Source organism: Roseococcus sp. (assembly GCF_965227005.1).
In the GTDB taxonomy this organism is placed as follows: domain Bacteria; phylum Pseudomonadota; class Alphaproteobacteria; order Acetobacterales; family Acetobacteraceae; genus Roseococcus.
In genome coordinates, this window is record NZ_CBDDFJ010000027.1 from 1 (window position 1) to 17,310 (window position 17,310).

Annotated in this window: 15 protein-coding genes and 1 pseudogene; 15 read left to right on the forward strand and 1 reads right to left on the reverse strand. The window is 71.8% G+C overall.

Annotated features, from left to right (window positions below; translation table 11 throughout):
- The 4 genes and pseudogenes from ACO057_RS14830 to ACO057_RS14845 form a co-directional block, all read left to right on the forward strand.
- Positions 1 to 1,358, forward strand: a 1,358-nt coding sequence (locus ACO057_RS14830) for a ShlB/FhaC/HecB family hemolysin secretion/activation protein (RefSeq protein WP_421993065.1), incomplete at its 5' end; no start/stop codon positions are given.
- Positions 1,358 to 3,367 (forward strand): sensor histidine kinase, encoded by a 2,010-nt coding sequence (locus tag ACO057_RS14835; protein ID WP_421993067.1) that lies wholly within the window; start codon positions 1,358 to 1,360, stop codon positions 3,365 to 3,367. The genes ACO057_RS14830 and ACO057_RS14835, both read left to right, overlap by 1 nt.
- Positions 3,364 to 4,089, forward strand: coding sequence for a response regulator transcription factor (locus tag ACO057_RS14840; protein WP_421993069.1), 726 nt, complete (start codon positions 3,364 to 3,366; stop codon positions 4,087 to 4,089). The genes ACO057_RS14835 and ACO057_RS14840 overlap by 4 nt, the downstream gene beginning before the upstream one ends.
- 686 nt (positions 4,090 to 4,775) lie before the next feature.
- Positions 4,776 to 6,326: pseudogene (locus ACO057_RS14845) on the forward strand (putative bifunctional diguanylate cyclase/phosphodiesterase); the annotation flags it as partial.
- Positions 6,327 to 6,731: 405 nt separating this feature from the next.
- Here ACO057_RS14845 and ACO057_RS14850 read toward each other — a convergent pair.
- Complete coding sequence (locus tag ACO057_RS14850; RefSeq protein WP_421993131.1) at positions 6,732 to 7,385, reverse strand: prepilin peptidase; 654 nt, start codon at positions 7,383 to 7,385, stop codon at positions 6,732 to 6,734.
- On the opposite strand from ACO057_RS14850, the gene cpaB reads away from it, so the two are divergent.
- The 11 genes from cpaB to ACO057_RS14905 all read left to right on the forward strand — a co-directional run bounded on the left by cpaB (position 7,303) and on the right by ACO057_RS14905 (position 17,310).
- Positions 7,303 to 8,178, forward strand: coding sequence for a Flp pilus assembly protein CpaB (cpaB, locus tag ACO057_RS14855; protein WP_421993071.1), 876 nt, complete (start codon positions 7,303 to 7,305; stop codon positions 8,176 to 8,178). The genes ACO057_RS14850 and cpaB overlap by 83 nt on opposite strands.
- The gene (locus ACO057_RS14860; RefSeq protein ID WP_421993073.1) at positions 8,175 to 9,641 is read left to right on the forward strand and encodes a type II and III secretion system protein family protein; all 1,467 of its coding nucleotides are present in this window, start codon (positions 8,175 to 8,177) and stop codon (positions 9,639 to 9,641) included. Before cpaB ends, ACO057_RS14860 begins: the two co-directional genes overlap by 4 nt.
- Complete coding sequence (locus ACO057_RS14865; RefSeq protein WP_421993075.1) at positions 9,638 to 10,852, forward strand: AAA family ATPase; 1,215 nt, start codon at positions 9,638 to 9,640, stop codon at positions 10,850 to 10,852. Before ACO057_RS14860 ends, ACO057_RS14865 begins: the two co-directional genes overlap by 4 nt.
- A complete protein-coding gene (locus ACO057_RS14870; protein ID WP_421993077.1) occupies positions 10,849 to 12,117 on the forward strand; it encodes a CpaF family protein in 1,269 nt (422 codons plus the stop codon). Before ACO057_RS14865 ends, ACO057_RS14870 begins: the two co-directional genes overlap by 4 nt.
- Positions 12,114 to 13,019: a type II secretion system F family protein gene (locus ACO057_RS14875; protein ID WP_421993079.1), complete on the forward strand. Its 906-nt coding sequence runs from the start codon at positions 12,114 to 12,116 to the stop codon at positions 13,017 to 13,019. The genes ACO057_RS14870 and ACO057_RS14875 overlap by 4 nt, the downstream gene beginning before the upstream one ends.
- Before the next feature lie 7 nt (positions 13,020 to 13,026).
- On the forward strand, positions 13,027 to 13,935 hold the full coding sequence (locus ACO057_RS14880; protein WP_421993081.1) for a type II secretion system F family protein: 909 nt from the start codon (positions 13,027 to 13,029) through the stop codon (positions 13,933 to 13,935).
- Entirely contained in the window at positions 13,932 to 14,639 is a 708-nt protein-coding gene (locus tag ACO057_RS14885; protein WP_421993083.1) for a tetratricopeptide repeat protein, read from the forward strand. Before ACO057_RS14880 ends, ACO057_RS14885 begins: the two co-directional genes overlap by 4 nt.
- Before the next feature lie 2 nt (positions 14,640 to 14,641).
- Entirely contained in the window at positions 14,642 to 14,902 is a 261-nt protein-coding gene (locus ACO057_RS14890) for a hypothetical protein (RefSeq protein WP_421993085.1), read from the forward strand.
- Entirely contained in the window at positions 14,899 to 16,653 is a 1,755-nt protein-coding gene (locus ACO057_RS14895) for a pilus assembly protein TadG-related protein (protein ID WP_421993087.1), read from the forward strand. Before ACO057_RS14890 ends, ACO057_RS14895 begins: the two co-directional genes overlap by 4 nt.
- Positions 16,654 to 16,726: 73 nt before the next feature.
- A complete protein-coding gene (locus tag ACO057_RS14900; protein WP_421993089.1) occupies positions 16,727 to 16,897 on the forward strand; it encodes a Flp family type IVb pilin in 171 nt (56 codons plus the stop codon).
- A gap of 44 nt (positions 16,898 to 16,941) precedes the next feature.
- Entirely contained in the window at positions 16,942 to 17,310 is a 369-nt protein-coding gene (locus ACO057_RS14905) for a TadE/TadG family type IV pilus assembly protein (protein WP_421993091.1), read from the forward strand.

Sequence of the window (17,310 nt, forward strand, 5' to 3'; positions counted from 1 at the left end):
GCGAGGCCGGCATCGCCCTCTTCGGCGTCGTCGTGCCGCAGCAGGACTTCGCCCAGGGCGTCGTCATCGTCCGTCTGGTCGAGGGCCAGATCGGCGAGGTCGTCTTCGAGGGCGACGTCGAAGGTGCCGATCTCAGCCTCAGCCGCGCCTATGCCACGGCCATGCAGATGGAACGGCCGCTCCGCCTCGCGACGCTCGAGCGCTATCTGCTGCTGATGTCCGACATTCCCGGGCGCCGCGTGGTCAGCCGGTTCGAGACGGCCGAGGGCTCGCCCGGCAACGTGAAGCTGGTCGTCAACATGCAGCGCACCGTGGCGCGCCTCGGCTTCGGCCTCGACAATCTCGGCGCCAACTACCTGGGCAATACGCAGATGACCCTGGGCGCGACGGTGAACTCGATCCTGCGCGAGGGCGACACCACCCGCGCCACGATCGGCTTCCCCATCGCCGACATCAAGCGCTTCACCTATTTCGGCCTGCGCCACCAGCAGCCGATCGGCACCAACGGCCTCACCCTCGCCGGCAACTTCACCTTCCTGGAGCAGCGCGAGACCGGCAGCTCCAACCTGACGGGCCGGACCTCGACCTTCAGCCTCCAGGCGGCCTATCCCATCATCCGCTCCGTGCGGCGGACGCTGCAGGCCTTCGCCAGCTTCGACATCCTGGACTCGCGCGCCGAAGTCCCGCTCGGTCGCCTGTCGGACGAGGCGACGCGGGTGCTGCGCCTGGGCCTGCTCTTCGCCCAGGCCAACGAGGCACAGACGCGCATGGGCTCGCTCGCGATCGTGCTGAACCAGGGCATCAACGGTGCAGGCGCGCGCCAACGCGTCCTCTACTACGGCGATCCGGAATTCACGAAGGTCTCGGCGCTGGCGTCGCTGACGCAGAACCTCTTCGACAACCGCCTGTCGCTGCGGTTCCGCGCCAGCGCCCAATTCAGCCCGGAGCGGCTGCCCTCCTCCGAATTCTTCACCTATGGCGGCGTGCTCTTCGGCCGCGGCTTCGACGCCGCGACGCTCTTCGGCGACCAGGGCATCTCGGCCTCCTTCACCATCGCCGTGCCCTTCCGCACCTTCCTCGACGTCGAATCCCTGGCGCCGGCCAAGCCCGAGATCCTGGGCCGCATGATCCGTGGGGCGGAGGCCTATGTCTTCATCGACGGCGGCATGTCCCGCAACTACGCGCCCGCCATCCAGCCGCGCCATGACCGCGCCTCCTCGGCAGGGCTGGGCATCGGCCTGCCCGTCTCCGACGACACGACGCTCAACCTCGAGGTCGCCTCGCCGATCGTGCGTCCCCGCAATGCCGTCGTCGAGGCAGGGACCCGCTTCGTCGCGGTGTTCAGGCGCAACTTCTGATGCCAGCGCGCTCCCCCTCCCTGCTCGGAAGCGGCGGCCAGCTCTGGGCCCTGCTGCCCTTCGGCCTGGCGGCGCTGCTGATCGGGTCGGCCACGCTGCTGCTGGTCGGGCCGCAGCGGGAGACGAGCGCGCTCGTGCAGGACCAGTCCTCGCGCCTGGCCGCCGAACTGGCCGCCCGCGCGGAGGCCGTCGCCCTCGCATCGGCGGTCTTCGCCGGGCGGCTGGAGGGCAGCCTGGCGCGCGGGGTGGGCGATCTGGTGGCCCAGGCGAACCGGCGGGCGCTGCGCCTGGGCCAGACCCCGCTGGAATTCTCCGCCCGCAGCCCGGCCGGCCAATGGCTCGGCACGCCGCGCGAGGTGGCGCCGCGCGCCGACGGCGTCCCTGCCTTCGAGCTCGCCGGCGAGGGCCTGCAGCTCGTCACCGGACAGCAGCCGGGCCCGGGCGGCTTCTGGACGGTCACCGTGGTCCTGCCCTGGCTGGGCCTTCTCCGCGAACTGCCGGCCGGCGGGCGCATCGGGCTCCTGCAGGAGCACGACCTGCTCGCGGCCGATGGCGCCAGGACCCTGCCCGCATTGCCCCAGGCCGGGCGCGGCGAAGGCCCCTTCAGCCGCGCCGACGCCTTTGTGGCCCTGGCGCCGATCGCGGGAACGCCGGCCCAGGTGGTCGCCGAGATTCCTGCCGCCGGGCTGCTGACCCGGCTGGAAGCCCAGCGCCGCGCGGTGCTCTTCGGCGCGGCCGCGCTCGCGGCCCTGATCGTCCTGCTCTGGTTCGGGCTCTCCGCCCTGCTGGCGCGGCGCGAGGCGGCGGCACGCCGCCGCATCGAGACCGCCACCGCCGAGCAGGAGCAGCGCGCGCTGAAGGAAGTCAGCCGCTTCTTCATGGGTCTGCCCGCCGCCGTCTGGCGCGGCGAGATCTTCCCCGACGGCACGGTTCTGGTCGGCTTCATGAGCGAGGGCGTGGCGCGCATCACCGGCCTCGAGGCCGAGGATGCGAGCGGGCCGGGGCGCTGGCGCAACCAGCTGGACGCGGAAAGCATCGCGGCCGTGGAGGATTTTCACCGCCGCCTGATCCAGGAGGGCGAGGCCTTCGTGGACTACGCCTTCACCCGTGCCGACGGAAAGCGGATCTGGCTGCGCGAGCGCGCCCGCATCACCGGCATCGGCGCGCATGAGGGCGCCGAGGTCGCCGGCGTCATCACCGACATCACCAGCGAACGCCAGCTCGGCGAGAGCGCCGTGATGTCCTCCAAGCTCGCCACCCTGGGCAAGATGGCGGCCAGCATCGCCCATGAGCTCACCCAGCCGCTGGGCGCCATCACCCTGGCCAGCGAGACGGCCATGGCCGTGCTGCCGCAGCAGCAATCGGGCGACGCGGCGCGCATCCGCGTGGCGCGGATCACCCAGCAGGCCGAGCGCGCGCGCACGCTGATCGAGCATCTGCGCGCCTTCGGCCGGGCCGATTCCGGCCCGCTCGAGGCCGCCCCTCTTCAGACGGCCGTGACCGGCGCGATGATCCTCGCCGGCCCCCTGCTGCAGACCGCCGGCATCGAGCTTTCGACCGACATCCCCGAGGGCCTTCCCCCGCTGCGCGCGCGCCCGGTGCTGCTGGAACAGATCCTGGTCAACCTCTTCGTGAACGCCCGCGACGCCCTGGCGCGCCAGCCGGACGGCGAGCGGCGTCTCGCCTTGCGCGCCGCCGCCTCCGAGGACGGCCGGACCGTGACGATGACCGTGGAGGACAGCGGTCCCGGCTTCCCCGAGGACGTTCTCGCCAAGGTCTTCGAGCCCTTCTTCACGACCAAGGCGATGGGCCAGGGCACCGGGCTCGGCCTGTCGATCTGCCAGAGCATCATCACGACCTTCGGCGGCAGCATCGCCGCCCGGAACACCGGCCATGGCGCGGAATTCACGCTGACCTTCCGCACCTGGCAGCCCGATCACGCCGCCGGCGACGCGAACGCCAACGAACCGAACGCCAACGTCTCGAACGTCTGGGTGGAAAGCGCATGATCCGAACTTCCGCCATGGGCGGTCCTTCCGCCTCCCCGCTCATCTGCATCGCCGAGGACGATGCGGCCCTCGCGCAGGAGGTCGCGGAGTGCTTCGCCCTCTATTCCTTCCGCACCCAGATCGCGGGGACCTGGGCCAGCCTGCTCGCCACGCTGCGCCAGTCCTCGCCGGACGTCATCCTGCTCGACAAGTTGCTGGGCCCGGTGGACACCGTCGCGCGCATCGCCGAGCTGCGGCAGGAGACCTCCGCGCAGATCATCGTCGTGACCGGGCAGGGCGATGAATTCGATTGCGTGGTCGGGCTGGAACTCGGCGCCGACGGCTTCCTGATGAAGCCGGTCGGATCGCGCGAGCTGGTGGTGCGCGCCAAGGCCGCCCTGCGCCGCGGGCATCGCGCCTCCCTGCCCTCCGACCCGCCGAGCGACTGGCGGATGATGAACGGCGTCGTCCAGACGCCCGATGGTCGGCGCATCGCGCTGAACGCGCCGCACAGCATCGTGCTCGGCCTGCTCATCGAAGGGCGCGGCCAGCCCGTGCCGCGCCAGCAGCTCCTCGCGGCGCTGACCAAGGCCGATCTGCGCCCCACCAGCCGCGACCGCGCCCTGACGCAGATCCTGCGCGACCTGCGCCGCCAGCTCGCCCGCCTCGGCGCCGGGGATGCGCTTCAGGTCCTGCGCAATCGCGGCTGGGTCTTCCTGGCGAATGCGGAGCACGCGGCATGACCGAACCCACCGCCTGGATCGCCTGGCTGCTTCCACTCACCGTCCTGCTGCCCGCCCTGACGCTGGCCACACGGGGGCTGCAGCGCGTCTTCCGCGACCCGCAGGATCGCCCGACGCTGCTGGTGGTGTCCTGCGTGCTGGGCATTGCCCTGCCCCTGGCGCACCCCGCCGCCTGGTTCCTCTCCGAGCATCGCGAGATCGCGGGGACGGACCTGCTCGGCATCGTCGTGCTGATCGCGCTGATCTCGCTGCTGTTCCACGCCTGCGGCGTGCAGGCGCTGCGCGGCGGGCGGGCGCGTTGGGTCGCGGGCGCGCTGATGGGCCTGACCTTTGTCCTCGCGGACCAGGCCATGATCCGGATCCTGGGGATCGATCCGCCGCCGGCCTGGCTGCTGCTGCCTTTGGGCGCGGCCGCGATGGCCCTGGGCGCGCTGGCCTTCCGCGCCCTGGACGACGGACGCACCCTGGTCGCCGGCGCCGCGCTCTTCGCCGCGCTGATCGCGGCCGTGGCGGCCTCGATGCGGCTGGGCGCCGGCCCGGACCTCGCCTTGCGGTTCGGCGCGCTGCCGCTGGCGGGCCTGTCGCTCGGCCTCTTCTTCGCCGTGCTCGTCGGCCTGCTCGCGCGCCGCACCGCCGAACGCCGCGTCGCCGAGCTGCGGGGCGACGTGATGGGTTGGCTGACCCAGATGAGCGACGCCACGCCCGAGGCCTCGGCCGTGATCGCCGAGGGCGAGGTCGCCACCGCGAACGCCGCGCTGCTGGCCCTGCTGGGCCAGCCCGCGGAGCTCGTGCGCGGCCGCGCCCTGGCCGACCTCTTCCCGCGTGAGGGCCAGGCCTGGTGGGAGGCCGCGCGGCAGGGCCGCCTCTCCGCCTGGGGCCGCGCGCGGCTGCTGACCGGCGATGGCCTCGTGACCGTCGAGGCGGCGGTCCGCCCGCTGCGCGGCGCCGCCGCGCGCTGCCATGTCCTCATTTGCCGCGACCTGACGGAGCAGCTGGAGACCGAGGCGCGCATCCAGTACCTGGTGCGGCACGACGCGCTGACGGGCCTGCGCAACCGCGCCGATCTGCTGGAGGCGCTGGGACGCCAGATCAGCCAGGCGCGGCACTCCGGCGCGAGCTTCGCGGTGCTCCAGCTCGGCATGGACGACTTCAAGGTCTTCAACGACCTGCACGGGCACGGCGCGGGCGATCTGGTGCTGCGCGACGTGGCCCGGCGCATCACCGCCCTGCTCGGCCCCGACGTGCTGGCGGCGCGCACGGGCGGCGACGAGTTCACGCTCATCCTGCCGATCCGCGAGGAGCTGGAGCGTCCGGACCGCGTGGCCGAACGGCTGCTCGCCCAGATCCGCGAACCCCATCTCCTGGGCGGCGAGCATCTGCACACCTCCGCCTGCATCGGCCTCGCGGTCTTCCCGCGCGACGCGGATCACGAGAGCGAGCTGCTGGCCATGGCCGACCTCGCCATGCAGCGCGCCAAGACGGAGGGCATCGGCCGTGTCGCCCTGGTGGATGCCGAGCGCGACGCCGAGGCCCGCGCCACGCGGGTGCTGGAACAGGACCTGCGGCTGGCGGTGCAGAACCGGCAGCTGCGCGTCTGGCTCCAGCCCCAGGCCCGCGGCTCGGACCTCGCGCCGGTCGGCTTCGAGGCGCTGATCCGCTGGCAGCATCCGGTGCATGGGCTGATCCCCCCCAGCCGCTTCATTCCCATCGCGGAAGCGACGGGCCTCGTCCATGAGATCGGCGTCTGGGTGATGCGCGAGGCCATGCGCCAGGCGGCCTCCTGGCCCCTGCCGCTGCGCATCGCGGTCAACGTCTCGCCGCTGCAGCTGCAGACCGGGACCTTGCCCGCGCTCATCCGCGACGCCCTGAGGACGAGCGGCCTCATGCCGGAGCGTCTCGAGATCGAGATCACGGAAAGCATGCTGATCGACCAGCAGGCCTCGGTGCTGGAGCAGTTGCAGGAGGTGAGCGCGCTCGGCGTCCGCATCTCGCTGGACGATTTCGGCGCCGGCTATTCCTCGCTGAGCGTGCTGCGCTCCTTCCCCTTCGACAAGCTGAAGATGGACCGCTCCTTCCTCAGCGAGCTGGAGACCGCGCCCGAGACCGAGACGGTCGTGCGCGCCATGCTGGTGCTCGGCCGGGCGCTGAACATGTCGGTCGTCGCCGAGGGGGTGCAGACGGTGCGCCAGCTCGAATTCCTGCGCGCCGAAGGGTGCGATTTCCTGCAGGGCTACCTGCTGGGCATGCCGGCCCCCGCCGAGCGCTTCGCCACGATCATCGAGCGCGGCCATTTCGACGACGACACCCTGGCGGAAATGGCCGGCCGGCGTCCTCCCTCCCATGACCGATCCCTCCGGGAACGCGGCTTCGGCGAGGAGGCGGACGAGGAGGACGGCCTGCTGCCGCCGCTCAGGCCGATGGCCACGCCCCAGCCCAGCCCCGACCCGGCCCCCAAGGCGAGGAGCCGCAAGGCCGCGACGCCCATGGGTGAGGCCGAGACGAAGAAGGCGCCCGCCGCCAAGGCCGGCGTCAGGAAGGGCTCGCCCGCCAAGGCGCCGCCCGCCAAGACCTCGGCGCGAACGGCCGCTCCGGCGAAGAAGCAGGCCGCGCTCGCCTTGCGCGTCGAGACCAGCCGCCTGGCCTCAGACGTGCCACCAGCGCAGCGCCAGGAAGGGCACGAGCAGCAAGGGCGCGAAGGGAATGCCCTGGCGCGGCCCGTCGGCGGGCGGGCGGGGAAGAAAGCTCAGCTGGCGGCTGCGCAGGCCGCCGAGCAGGGCCGCGCCCAGCAGGGCGATCGCCAGGGCCCAGCCGAAGTCCTGCAGATCGATGGCGGCCAGCACCGCGCCGAGCTTCACGTCGCCCCCGCCCATCAGCCGGCGGCGCCACGGCCACCAGAGCGCCAGCAGGCCGATGCCGGCCTGGAAGACCAGCAAGGCCAGCGGCGGCTCGCGCCAAAGGGCCCAGCGCAGAAGCACCAGCGCCGCGCCGGCCAGGACGGCGGCGTTGGAAATGTGGCGGCGCCGAAGGTCCCAAAGGGCGGTGATGCCGCCCCAGGCGGTCAAGGTCAGCAACCAGATCAGCATGCGGCGCGCATTTCCCCTTCGGCGGCCTCCCCTTCGGCCACCGGCCGCAGGATCGGGCCGAAGGCCGCCGTGCCGCAACAGCCAGGCAGCACGCCGGGCGCAACCCGCATGAAGCGAGGGAAGAAGTGATATGACGGCTTTGTCCACACGGACCTGGCTGCTCGCCGGCACGGCGGGCCTCGTCGCCCTCAGCCTGCTGATCCTGCAGTCCATGCCCTCGGCGCCGCCGGTGCCGATGGCCGTCGCGCCGCTGCCGGCCCAGCCCGTGCAGGTCAGGACCGGCCAGGTCGTGGCGCTGCGCGACATCCCCCGCGGCTCCAGCATCGAGGCGGTCGCCCTCGGCATCAGCCCCGTCGAGACCCTGCCGGCCGAGGGCTTTGCCCGGATCGACGACGTCGCCGGCCGTGTCGCGCTGGAGCGCATCGCCCGGGGCGAGCCGCTCACGGCCCCGCGCCTTTCGCCGCGGCCCGATGTCGGCGGCCTCGCGCCGCTGGTGCCGGTGGGCCAGCGCGCGGTGACGCTGCGGGTCGCCGACGACAACGGCATCTCCTTCCTGATCCGTCCGGGCGATCGCGTGGACGTGGCCCTCGCGACCCGGAACGATCCCGATGCCCGCGACGGCAACCGCAACCAGATCGCGGACCTGGCGCGCATGCTGATCCAGGACATCGAGGTGCTGGCGATCGGCGACGCGCTCAGCAGCGAGCCTGCCCAGCCGAATGCGCCGGCGCGCAACACCCCGCCGCTGCGCAACGTCACCCTCGCCGCGACGCCGGACCAGTTCCTGATGCTCGGCCTCGCCCGCTCCGACGGCGGTTATGTCCTGGGACTGCGCAACCCGCTGGACCGCGAGACGCCGGAGCTCGACCGCGCGACGCGCCGCAAGCTGGTCGACGCCGATCAGCCCGTGGCGGCCCCCGCCAGCCCGACGGTGGAACGGGCGCCGCGCTTCGTCCGCACCGGACCTGAGATCATCCGCGGTCCCGTTGCCGGAGTTGCCCGATGATCTTTCCTCAGTTCCTGCGGGCCCTGCTGCTGACGACGGCCTTCACCCTGACGGCCGGCATCGCCGTGGCGCAATCGCCGCCGCCCGCGAACAGCCGCCGCAGCGTCGTGCCGGCGCCTGCCCCTCCGGGGGTCGCCGGCGGGCAGACCATCTCCGTGCCCCTCGGCGGCCAGGAGGTCGTGCAGATCGGTTCGGGCGTGAGCCGCATCGCGCTCGGCAATCCTCAGATCGCCGATATCTCGATGGTCGGTGGCCGGCTGCGCGTCCTCGGCATGACGGCGGGCAGCACCGACCTCTTCATCTGGCGCGGCCAGGCGGTGGAGCGCATGCGCGTTTCCGTCGCCGCCGGCCTCGACGCCGCCCAGGCCCAGGCCGCCAGCGAGCCCACGCTGCGCGGCGTGCGGGCCGGCAGCGAGGGCGGCCGGATCGTGCTGCGCGGCGAGGTGCCGAACGTGGAATCCTCGCGCGCCCTGGCCACGCATCTGCGCGGCCGCGAGGTGGTGGACCAGACGCGCATCACCTCCGAGACGGTGGTCGCCGTCGAGGTGATGTTCGCCGCCGTCCAGGCCACGCGGCTGCAGCAGTTCGGCTTCAACTTCCGCTCGCTGGGCACCTCGACTCAGAGCGCGCTCACCGGGCCGGGGCAGGCCTCGAACAGCGGGTTGGTTGGAGGGGGCGCCCCCTCGCTCAACCCGAGCGCCGCCTATGTGCCTTCGGGCGGGTCGGCCACCTCCGGGCTGGCCGCGCTGGCCGGCAGCGCGGCGACGCTGGCCTCGCCGATGGGCAGCGCCTTCAACCTCCTGCTGGGCAACAGCGCCAACAATCTGCTCGGCGCCATCTCCATGCTGTCCTCCACCAATTTCGCGCAGGTGCTGGCCCAGCCCGTGCTGCTCGTCCGCTCGGGCGAGCAGGCCTCCTTCCTCGCCGGCGGCGAAATCCCGGTGCCGACGCCGATGGTGGGCGCCAGCTTCTCCACCGTCACCATCGAGTACCGCCCCTTCGGCGTACGGCTAGAAGTGGCGGCGACGGTGATGTCCAGCGGACGCATCATCCTGCGCGTGAACCCCGAGGTCAGCGAGCTCGACTACACCAACGCCATCACGCTGCAGGGCTTCAACATCCCCGCCCTGCGCAAGCGCTCCGCCACCACCACGGTGGAGCTGGGCGACGGGCAGAGCTTCATGCTGGCCGGCCTCACGCTCAGCAACACCAGCAACATCTCCGACCGCATCCCCGCCGTCGGCCAGCTGCCGATCATCGGCGCGCTCTTCTCGCGGGCCAATGCCACGCGCGAGCAGCAGGAGCTGGTGATCATCGCCACGCCCCGCCTCGTCCGACCCATGGACAATGCACGGCTGCCGGCCGGGCTGACCGATGTCGCACGGATCCCGAACACGACGGACATCCTGCTCCAGCGCAACACGCCCGACGATGCGGCCAACCGGTTCGGACTCATGCGATGAATGCGATCAAGACCCTCTCCTCGGTCAAGCGGGAACGCCCGAACCTGCCGGTGGCGCTGCTGCTGACGCTGGACGTCAGCGTGGTGGACCGGCTCTCCGCGGCGCTCGCCGGCCTTGCCCAGGTCCACCGCGCCGATCCCATCGAGGATGCCGCGCAGCTCTCCCTCGCGGAGCTGCGCCCCCAGTTGCTCGTCGTGGATGCGGAGGAGGCGGGTGAGGGTCTCGGCCTGCTCATGACCACGCTGCGCCGCGGCGCGCCCGGCGCGGCCATCGTCGCGCTCGGCGACGAGCATGCGGCCGATCTCATCCTCTCCTGCATGCGGGCCGGCGCGCTCGATTTCGTCGGACGCCAGAGCGGCGAGGTCGCGCTGCGAAGGGTGCTGCGCGCCCGCCTCGAGCGCGGCACGCGCGAGGTCATGCCCGACCGGCAGGGTCCGGCCTTCGCGCTGTTCGGCGCCCGCCCCGGCGACCCCTCGCGCGCCCTGGCCCTCTCGCTCGCCGTGCAGCGGGCACGCACCGGCGCGCAGGTGCTGTTCCTGGACCTGGCGGTGGGCAATCGCGAGACCGAGATCATGCTCGACATCTCGCCGGGCTATGGCGTGCCCGAGGCGCTGGAAGACCTCGACCGCCTCGACCAGACGCTGCTCACCTCGGCCGTGCCGAAGCATGCGGAGAGCGGGCTCTCGGTCATGCTGCTCGGCGAGGCCCGATCGCTCGACGCCCTGGCCCCGGCCGATATCTCCGCGCTGCTGGTGCTGCTGCGCGGCGTCTATGACGAGGTCATCGTGCACGGCACGGGCGCGACGCTCATCGCGATGCCCGGGCTGATCGCGGGGCTGCGCCGTTTCGCGCTGGTCGCCTCGCAGAGCCTCGCTTCGGCCCAGGCCGCGGCCGAAGCGCTGCGCCGTCTGCGCGAGATCGGGATTGCGGCGGAGAGCCGGATCGTCCTCGTCGTCGCCGAGCACGATGCGCGCATCCTGCCCGCGCCGGCGACGCTCGCCGGCTCCATCGGGGTCAGCCATTCGCTCGCCGTCAGCGACAACCGCGTGCGCCTCGCCAATGCCGCGAACCAGGGCCGCTTCGCCGAGGACGCCCTGGCCGATCGCGGCTATGCCAAGCAGATCGCGGCCATGGCGGTCGAGCTCGGGGCCGAGCGTGATGCCGCGAAGAAGCCCAGCCTGCTCCAACGCCTGCTGGGGACCGGCGCATGAACAACCTCACGCCCCCGACGCGGCCCGAGCCCGTGCGCCTCAGCGACCAGTACCAGCAGATCCAGGCCGAGGCCTTCCGCCTCGTGCTGGACCGGCTGGAGCGGCGCGGCATTTCGGTCGACACGCTCTCGCGCCACGACCTGCGCCACGAGGTGACGACCACCGTCACCTCCACGCTGGAGCTGGCCGCCGCCGCGCTGAACGGCGCCGAGCGCGCGCGCATGACCGAGGAACTGCTGGACGAGATCCTGGGCTACGGCCCGCTCGAGCCGCTGCTCAACGACAGCACGGTCGACGACATCATCGTGAACGGCCCCAAGCGCATCTACGTGGAGCGCGGCGGCGTGCTCCAGCGCGTCCCCATCCGCTTCCGCGACGACGCGCATCTGATGGCGGTGATCCAGCGCATCGTGGGCCCGATCGGCCGGCGCGTGGACGAGGCCTCGCCCTATTGCGACGCGCGCCTGCCCGACGGCTCGCGCGTCAACATCGTGGTGCCGCCGATTGCGATCGACGGGCCGGCCATGTCCATCCGAAAGTCGCGCCGGGTGATGCTGGGCGCGATGGACCTGGTGCGCCGCGGCCTCGCCCCGCGCGAGGCGCTGGACTACCTGGCCAAGGCCGTGCGCGCGCGGCTGAACATGCTGATCATCGGCGGCACGGGCTCGGGCAAGACGACGCTGCTCAACGTGCTCTCGGCCTTCATCCATCATTCCGAACGCCTCGTGACGATCGAGGACGCCGCCGAGCTGCAGCTGAGGCAGGACCACGTCGTGCGGCTGGAAACCCGCCCGCCGAGCGCGGACGGCCGCCAGGCCGTGCTCGCCCGTGACCTCGTGCGCAACGCGCTGCGGATGCGGCCCGACCGCATCATCCTCGGCGAGGTTCGCGGCACCGAGGCGGTGGAAATGCTCCAGGCCATGAGCACGGGCCATGACGGCTCGATGAGCACGCTGCACGCCAACGGCCCGCGCGACGCGCTGGCCCGCATCGAGATGCTGCTGGCCTTCAGCGGCCTGCCGATCGAGCCGCGCGCGATGCGCCGCTTCATCTCGTCCTCGATCAACATCATCGCCGAGGTGCGCCGCCTGCCCGACGGGCGCCGCCGCCTCATGCACATCTCCGAGGTGCTCGGCGTGGAGGAGGATACCTACCGCATCCAGGACGTGTTCCAGCTCTCCGAGGAGGAGGGCGCGCCCCCGCCGCAGATGATGCGCTCGGCCTATGCGGCGCGGCTGCAGGGCCATCCGGGGCTCGCCACATGAACCTGCTGCGCATCGCTTTGCCCGTCTTGCTGGTCTGCCTGATTGTCATGGTCGGCCTGTCCTGGCGGCAGCAGGCGCGTGCGCGTCAGCTCGTGGAGCGGCGGTTGCGCCAGCACGTCGTCCCCATCGACCGGGGCGAGGCGGACGACGTTCCGGAGGCCTCGGTGCCGGCCAATTGGGTCGGCCGCCAGCTCTTCCGCGCGCAGATGAGCTGGAACGCGCTCATTCTCCTGGGCGCGGTCGCGCTGCTCATACTGCTGACCCTGCGCATGCTGTGGCTGAGCTCGCTCGAGACGGCGATGCTCGCGCCGCTGCTGGCGGGCCTCGTGGCAATGGTGGTGCGCACGCGCATCTCGCGGCGCATGAACCAGCTGCATAATGCCCTGCCCAACTTCCTCGACCGGCTGCGCCAGCAGATCCTCATCGGCGCCTCCGTGCCCCAGGCGATCCAGCGCGCCGTGGCCGTCAGCCCGCCCGTCGTCCAATGGGTCTTCGAGCCGGTGGAGCGGCGCGTTCTGGCTGGCGGCGAGCTCGTGGAGACGCTGGAATGGGCCACGCGCCGGCATGGGGGCGAGGGGCTGGCCAGCTTCACCGCCGCCATCTCGGCCTCGATTCGCTACGGCGGGCGCCTCTCCGAGGCCATCGCCACCCTCGCCGTGATGGAGCGCATGCGCGTGCAGGTGCATCAGGAGATGCACGGCGCCACGGCCGAGGTTCGCGCCAGCTCGCTCATCCTCGCGGCGCTACCTCTGGTCGTGTCCGTGATGATGTTCCTCACCTCGCCGACGCATCGTCAGTACTTCTTCGACCCCGAGCAGGGACGCTCGCTGCTCTATGCCGCCGGCGGGCTCTACCTCTTCGGCCTCTTCCTGCTGCGCCAGATCGCGCAGCCGAAATTCTGAGATGGGCATGGCGCAGATCCTCCTCATCGTCCTGCTGCTGGGCACTCTTATGGCCCTGGCGGTCCCCGTGCTGCAGCGCAGCCTGGCAGAGCGCCAGGTGACGCGGCGTCTCGCCCGGTATTGCGGAACCGCGCCCGCCCAGCGCTCCGACGACGAGGGAGGCGGGGCCCACCCGCTCACCCGGCTGCTGGCCGCGATCGGACGCCCCCTGGCGGGGCGTGGGCCTTCGCTCGTCAAGCTCACCTCGGATCTGCGCGCCGCGGGGTCCGTGAACCCCGATGCGCCCGCCATCTTCAGCAGCGCGCGGATGCTGGGCGCCATCACCATCGGCCTCGCGGTCGGGTTTGTGGCGGGCGACGAGAACGGGTTGCGCTACGGCATCTTCGCGCTCCTGGTCGCCTGGCTCCTGCCGAGCTTTCTGCTGGCGCGCCGCGCCCAGGCGCGCCGGCTGCGCATGCGCGCCGAACTGCCCGGCGCCATCGACGTGATGGTGATGGTGCTCGAGGGCGGCGCGGGCGTGGAGCAGGCGCTGCGCTTCTCGGTCAGTCTGGTTCTGCACCCTTCGCCGCTCTGCCAGCGCGCCTTCCGCACCTTCGTGCAGGATATGGAGCGCGGCACGCCCTACGAGCTGTCGCTGCTGCGCTTGAGCGATCGGCTGATGATCGATGAGGGGCAGCTCTTCGTCGAGGTGCTGCGCCAGGCGCTCGCCCACGGCACCGAGCTGCAGGAACCCCTCAGGCAGCTCGCGCGGGATCTTCGCCAGCGGCGGCTCGCCGATGCCCGCGCCGCAGTCGGCAAGGCCACCATCGCGATGACCGTGGTGATGGTGAGCTGCCTGCTGCCCGTCCTGATGATCGTCATCACCGCGCCGCCCTTCAGCGGCGTCCTGGCCTCCATGCGGAGCGTATCCCAATGAGACGAGCAGCGGCCGCCCTCTCCCTCCTGCTGGCATCGGCCTGCTCCAGCCTGCCGCTGCCGAGCGTCAGCTTCAGTGGCAACAGCAGCCCGCGCCGCGACGCGGAGGTGGTGGCCCCCGTGCCCCCCGGCCAGCCGCAGGCGCTCTATCTCGACGTGATCACCGGCCTGCGCGCGCGTGGCCTGCACCGCGCGGCCATCGCCCATCTGGACGAATACGAGCGGCGCTTCGCCCGCACGCCGGCCACCGCGCTGCTGCGGGCGCAATCGCTGCTGGAGATCAACGACGACCAGGCCGCACTGACCGTCTTCCAGAGCATCCGCTCCGGCCCCGAGGCGGCGGCGGCGCGGGCGGGGACCGGCACAGTCATGGCGCGCCAAGGCGACTGGGACCGCGCGGTGGAGGCCTTCACCGCGGCCACCCAGCTCGAGCCCACCAATCCGCGCTTCCTCAACAACCTCGGCTATGCGCTGCTGCGGCAGGGCAATTCCGAGCAGGGCGAGTACCGGCTGCGCATGGCCAGCGAGCTCGATCCGGCCAGCGCCGAGATCCGCAACAACCTGGCCCTGCTGCTGCTCTCGTCCAACCGCGCGCCCGACGGCGAGCGGCTGCTGGCGCAGACGCCGAGCCCCGAGACCCGCGCCGCCATCCGCCGCGCCGCCGTCCAGATCCAGAACCGCAGCACCCCCGACCGGAGCTCGTGACCATGCGCATTCCCACCCTCCTCGCGCTTCTCGCCTGCATCGGCTGCTCGGACCTGAAGCCGCTGCCGCTGGTAGACAGCTCCGCCGCCATAGACGCGCCGCGGCAGAGCGCGATGCGCCAGACGATCCGCGCCCAGCTCAACAGCCAGGCAACGGAGCGCCCGCCGACGCCCGTTCCCGGCAGCGAAGCGGAAGGTCTCGCCACGCTGCAGGCCCTGCCGAACCTGAACTCGGCCACCAGCCGCGGCGGCAGGTCGCCATGATCGGCCGGCCCGCCCGCCGCGCGGATGGCGAGGAGGGCGCGATTGCGCCTTTGGTCGCCGTGCTGCTCGCCTCGCTCTGCGGCTTCGCCGGCCTCGCGGTCGATATGGGCATGCTGCAATACCAGAAGCGCGCGCTGCAGACCTCCGTGGATGCGGCCGCGCTGAGCGCGGCGCGCGCGCCCGCCCAGGCGCAGACCATCGCCAGCACCATACTGAACACGAACGGGCGGGCGAGCGACACGCGGACCATCGCCATCGGCACCTATCAGGACAATCCCGCCCTCGCCGCGACGCAGCGCTTCGCCCTGGGCGGCACCACGCCCAATGCGGTGCGCGTGGTGGCGCAGCGCGACGTGGCGCTCGGCCTGACCCGCGTTCTGGGCGGCGCAAGCACGGCGACGGTCCACGCGACCGCCATCGCGCAGCATCGCGCTTTGGCGGCCTTCTCCATCGGCAGCTCGACCGCCAACCTCAACAACGGCACGCTCAACCAGGTACTGAGCGGGCTGCTGGGCGGCAACGTGAACCTCGACGCGGTGTCCTATAACGGGCTCCTCGGCGCCAATGCCAAGCTCTTCAGCTTCAGCGACAGGCTGGCCACCGCGCTGGGCGTGAGCGCGGGCAGCTACCAGAGCCTGCTGAACGCGCAGGCGACGGCCGGACAGGTCCTTAACGCCGCGGCCTCCGTGCTCGGGACGTCCACCGGCTCCTCCATCTCGGGGGCGAATACCAGCGCCGTGAGCACGACGCTCTCCATCCTCGCGCAGGCCGCCAACAACCCCCAGAGGTTCCGGGTGGCCGACCTTCTCGGCCTCGACATCCACCAGGCGCGCGGCGTGGGCACCGTCGACGAGAGCCCCTACGCCAATCTCGGCCTCAACGCCTTCAACCTGGTGAATGCCGCGGCGAGCCTGGGCGGCGCGAATGCCGCGACCCTGCCGGTCGGCATCAACGTCCCCGGCGTGGCGAGCGCCACGACGCAGGTCATGATCGTCCAGCCCATGCAGAGTTCGGGCACCAGCCAGCAGGCGCTCGGGCCGGTCGGCACGGTCGTGGGTACGGCGCAGGTCCGCACGCTGCTCTCGGTCCGGTTGCTGCCCTTGCCCACCGGCGAGGTGATCACGCTGCCGCTGCTGGTGGAGGTCGCCCCGGCCCAGGCCACGCTGAGCTCGGTGAGCTGCCAGGGTCAGCCGGGGACCGATTCGCAGATCGGCATCCGGGCCACGACGGGCGTGGCCCGGGCGCAGATCGGCCTGCTCACCCCGGCGCAGTTCGGCTCCTCGGGGACCACGACCTTCGGCACCCTCGCGCGGGCACCGCTCGTGAACGTGAATCTGTCGGTCCTCGGCCTTACGGTCGGCGTGACCGTCTACGCCCAGGCTTCGGCCAGCGTCGGCGCGGGCAGCGCAAATCTGAACTTCACGCCGGCCGACATCGCGGCGGGGACCACGAGGAGCGTCTCGTCGACCGGGCTGACGAGCACGCTGGTCAGCTCCCTTGGCCAGAGCCTCGTCCTGACCCCGGAGCTCAATCTCAGCCTTATCCCGCCTCTTCTCCTGGGCGCGGTGAACGGTCTCCTGGGGCCGCTGGTGAGCGCCGTGCTCGGCACCGTCACCGACGCTCTCACGCCCGTCCTCGCGACGCTCGATCCCGTCGTGGACCAGGTCCTCGCCGGCGTCGGCGTGCAGGTCGGGACGGCCACCATCCGGGCCACGGGAGTGCGCTGCGGCGTGCCATCCCTGGTCCTGTAACCCCATCGGGCGCGGTGAAGCCGGCCGCCGCGTCCCGTCTTTCTAGTCGGCGAAAATAGGAAGGATAAAAATCATGATCACCATTCTGAAGAGCCTCTGGAAAGACGAAGACGGCGCCTCCGCGGTGGAGTACGGCCTGATCGCCGGGCTGATCGCCGTCGCGATCGTCACAGCCGCGACTTTGGTCGGCACCAACCTGAATGGTCTGCTTGGCCGAATCTCAACCGCTCTGGCTGGCGCCTGAACACGATCCGGCACAGGGGGCGGAACCCAGCTGAAGAAGGCGCCGTGGCCGTCGAGTTTGCGCTCACGGCCACGGTGCTGATCCTGCTCGTGTTCAGCATCATCGCCTTCGGCATTCAGTTCGGAGCACGGATCGTCGCGGCCCAGGCCGCGAGCGAGGGCGCGCGCGCCGCGGTGGCGGGTCTTACCACCGCGGAGCGGCAATCGCTGGCACTGACGGCGGCCACCAACATGCTCAATTCCTATGGTGGCCTCGCCAGGATACGGACCGTCACCGCAACGCCGATCGGCACGACGCAGGTCGATGTCAGGGTGACGCTCGATATCACGGCCTTCGGCCTGACCTTCCCCGGACTGCCGCTGCTTCCCACGAATCCGGGAGCAACGGTCCGGGTACAGGTCGGCGGCTTCTGA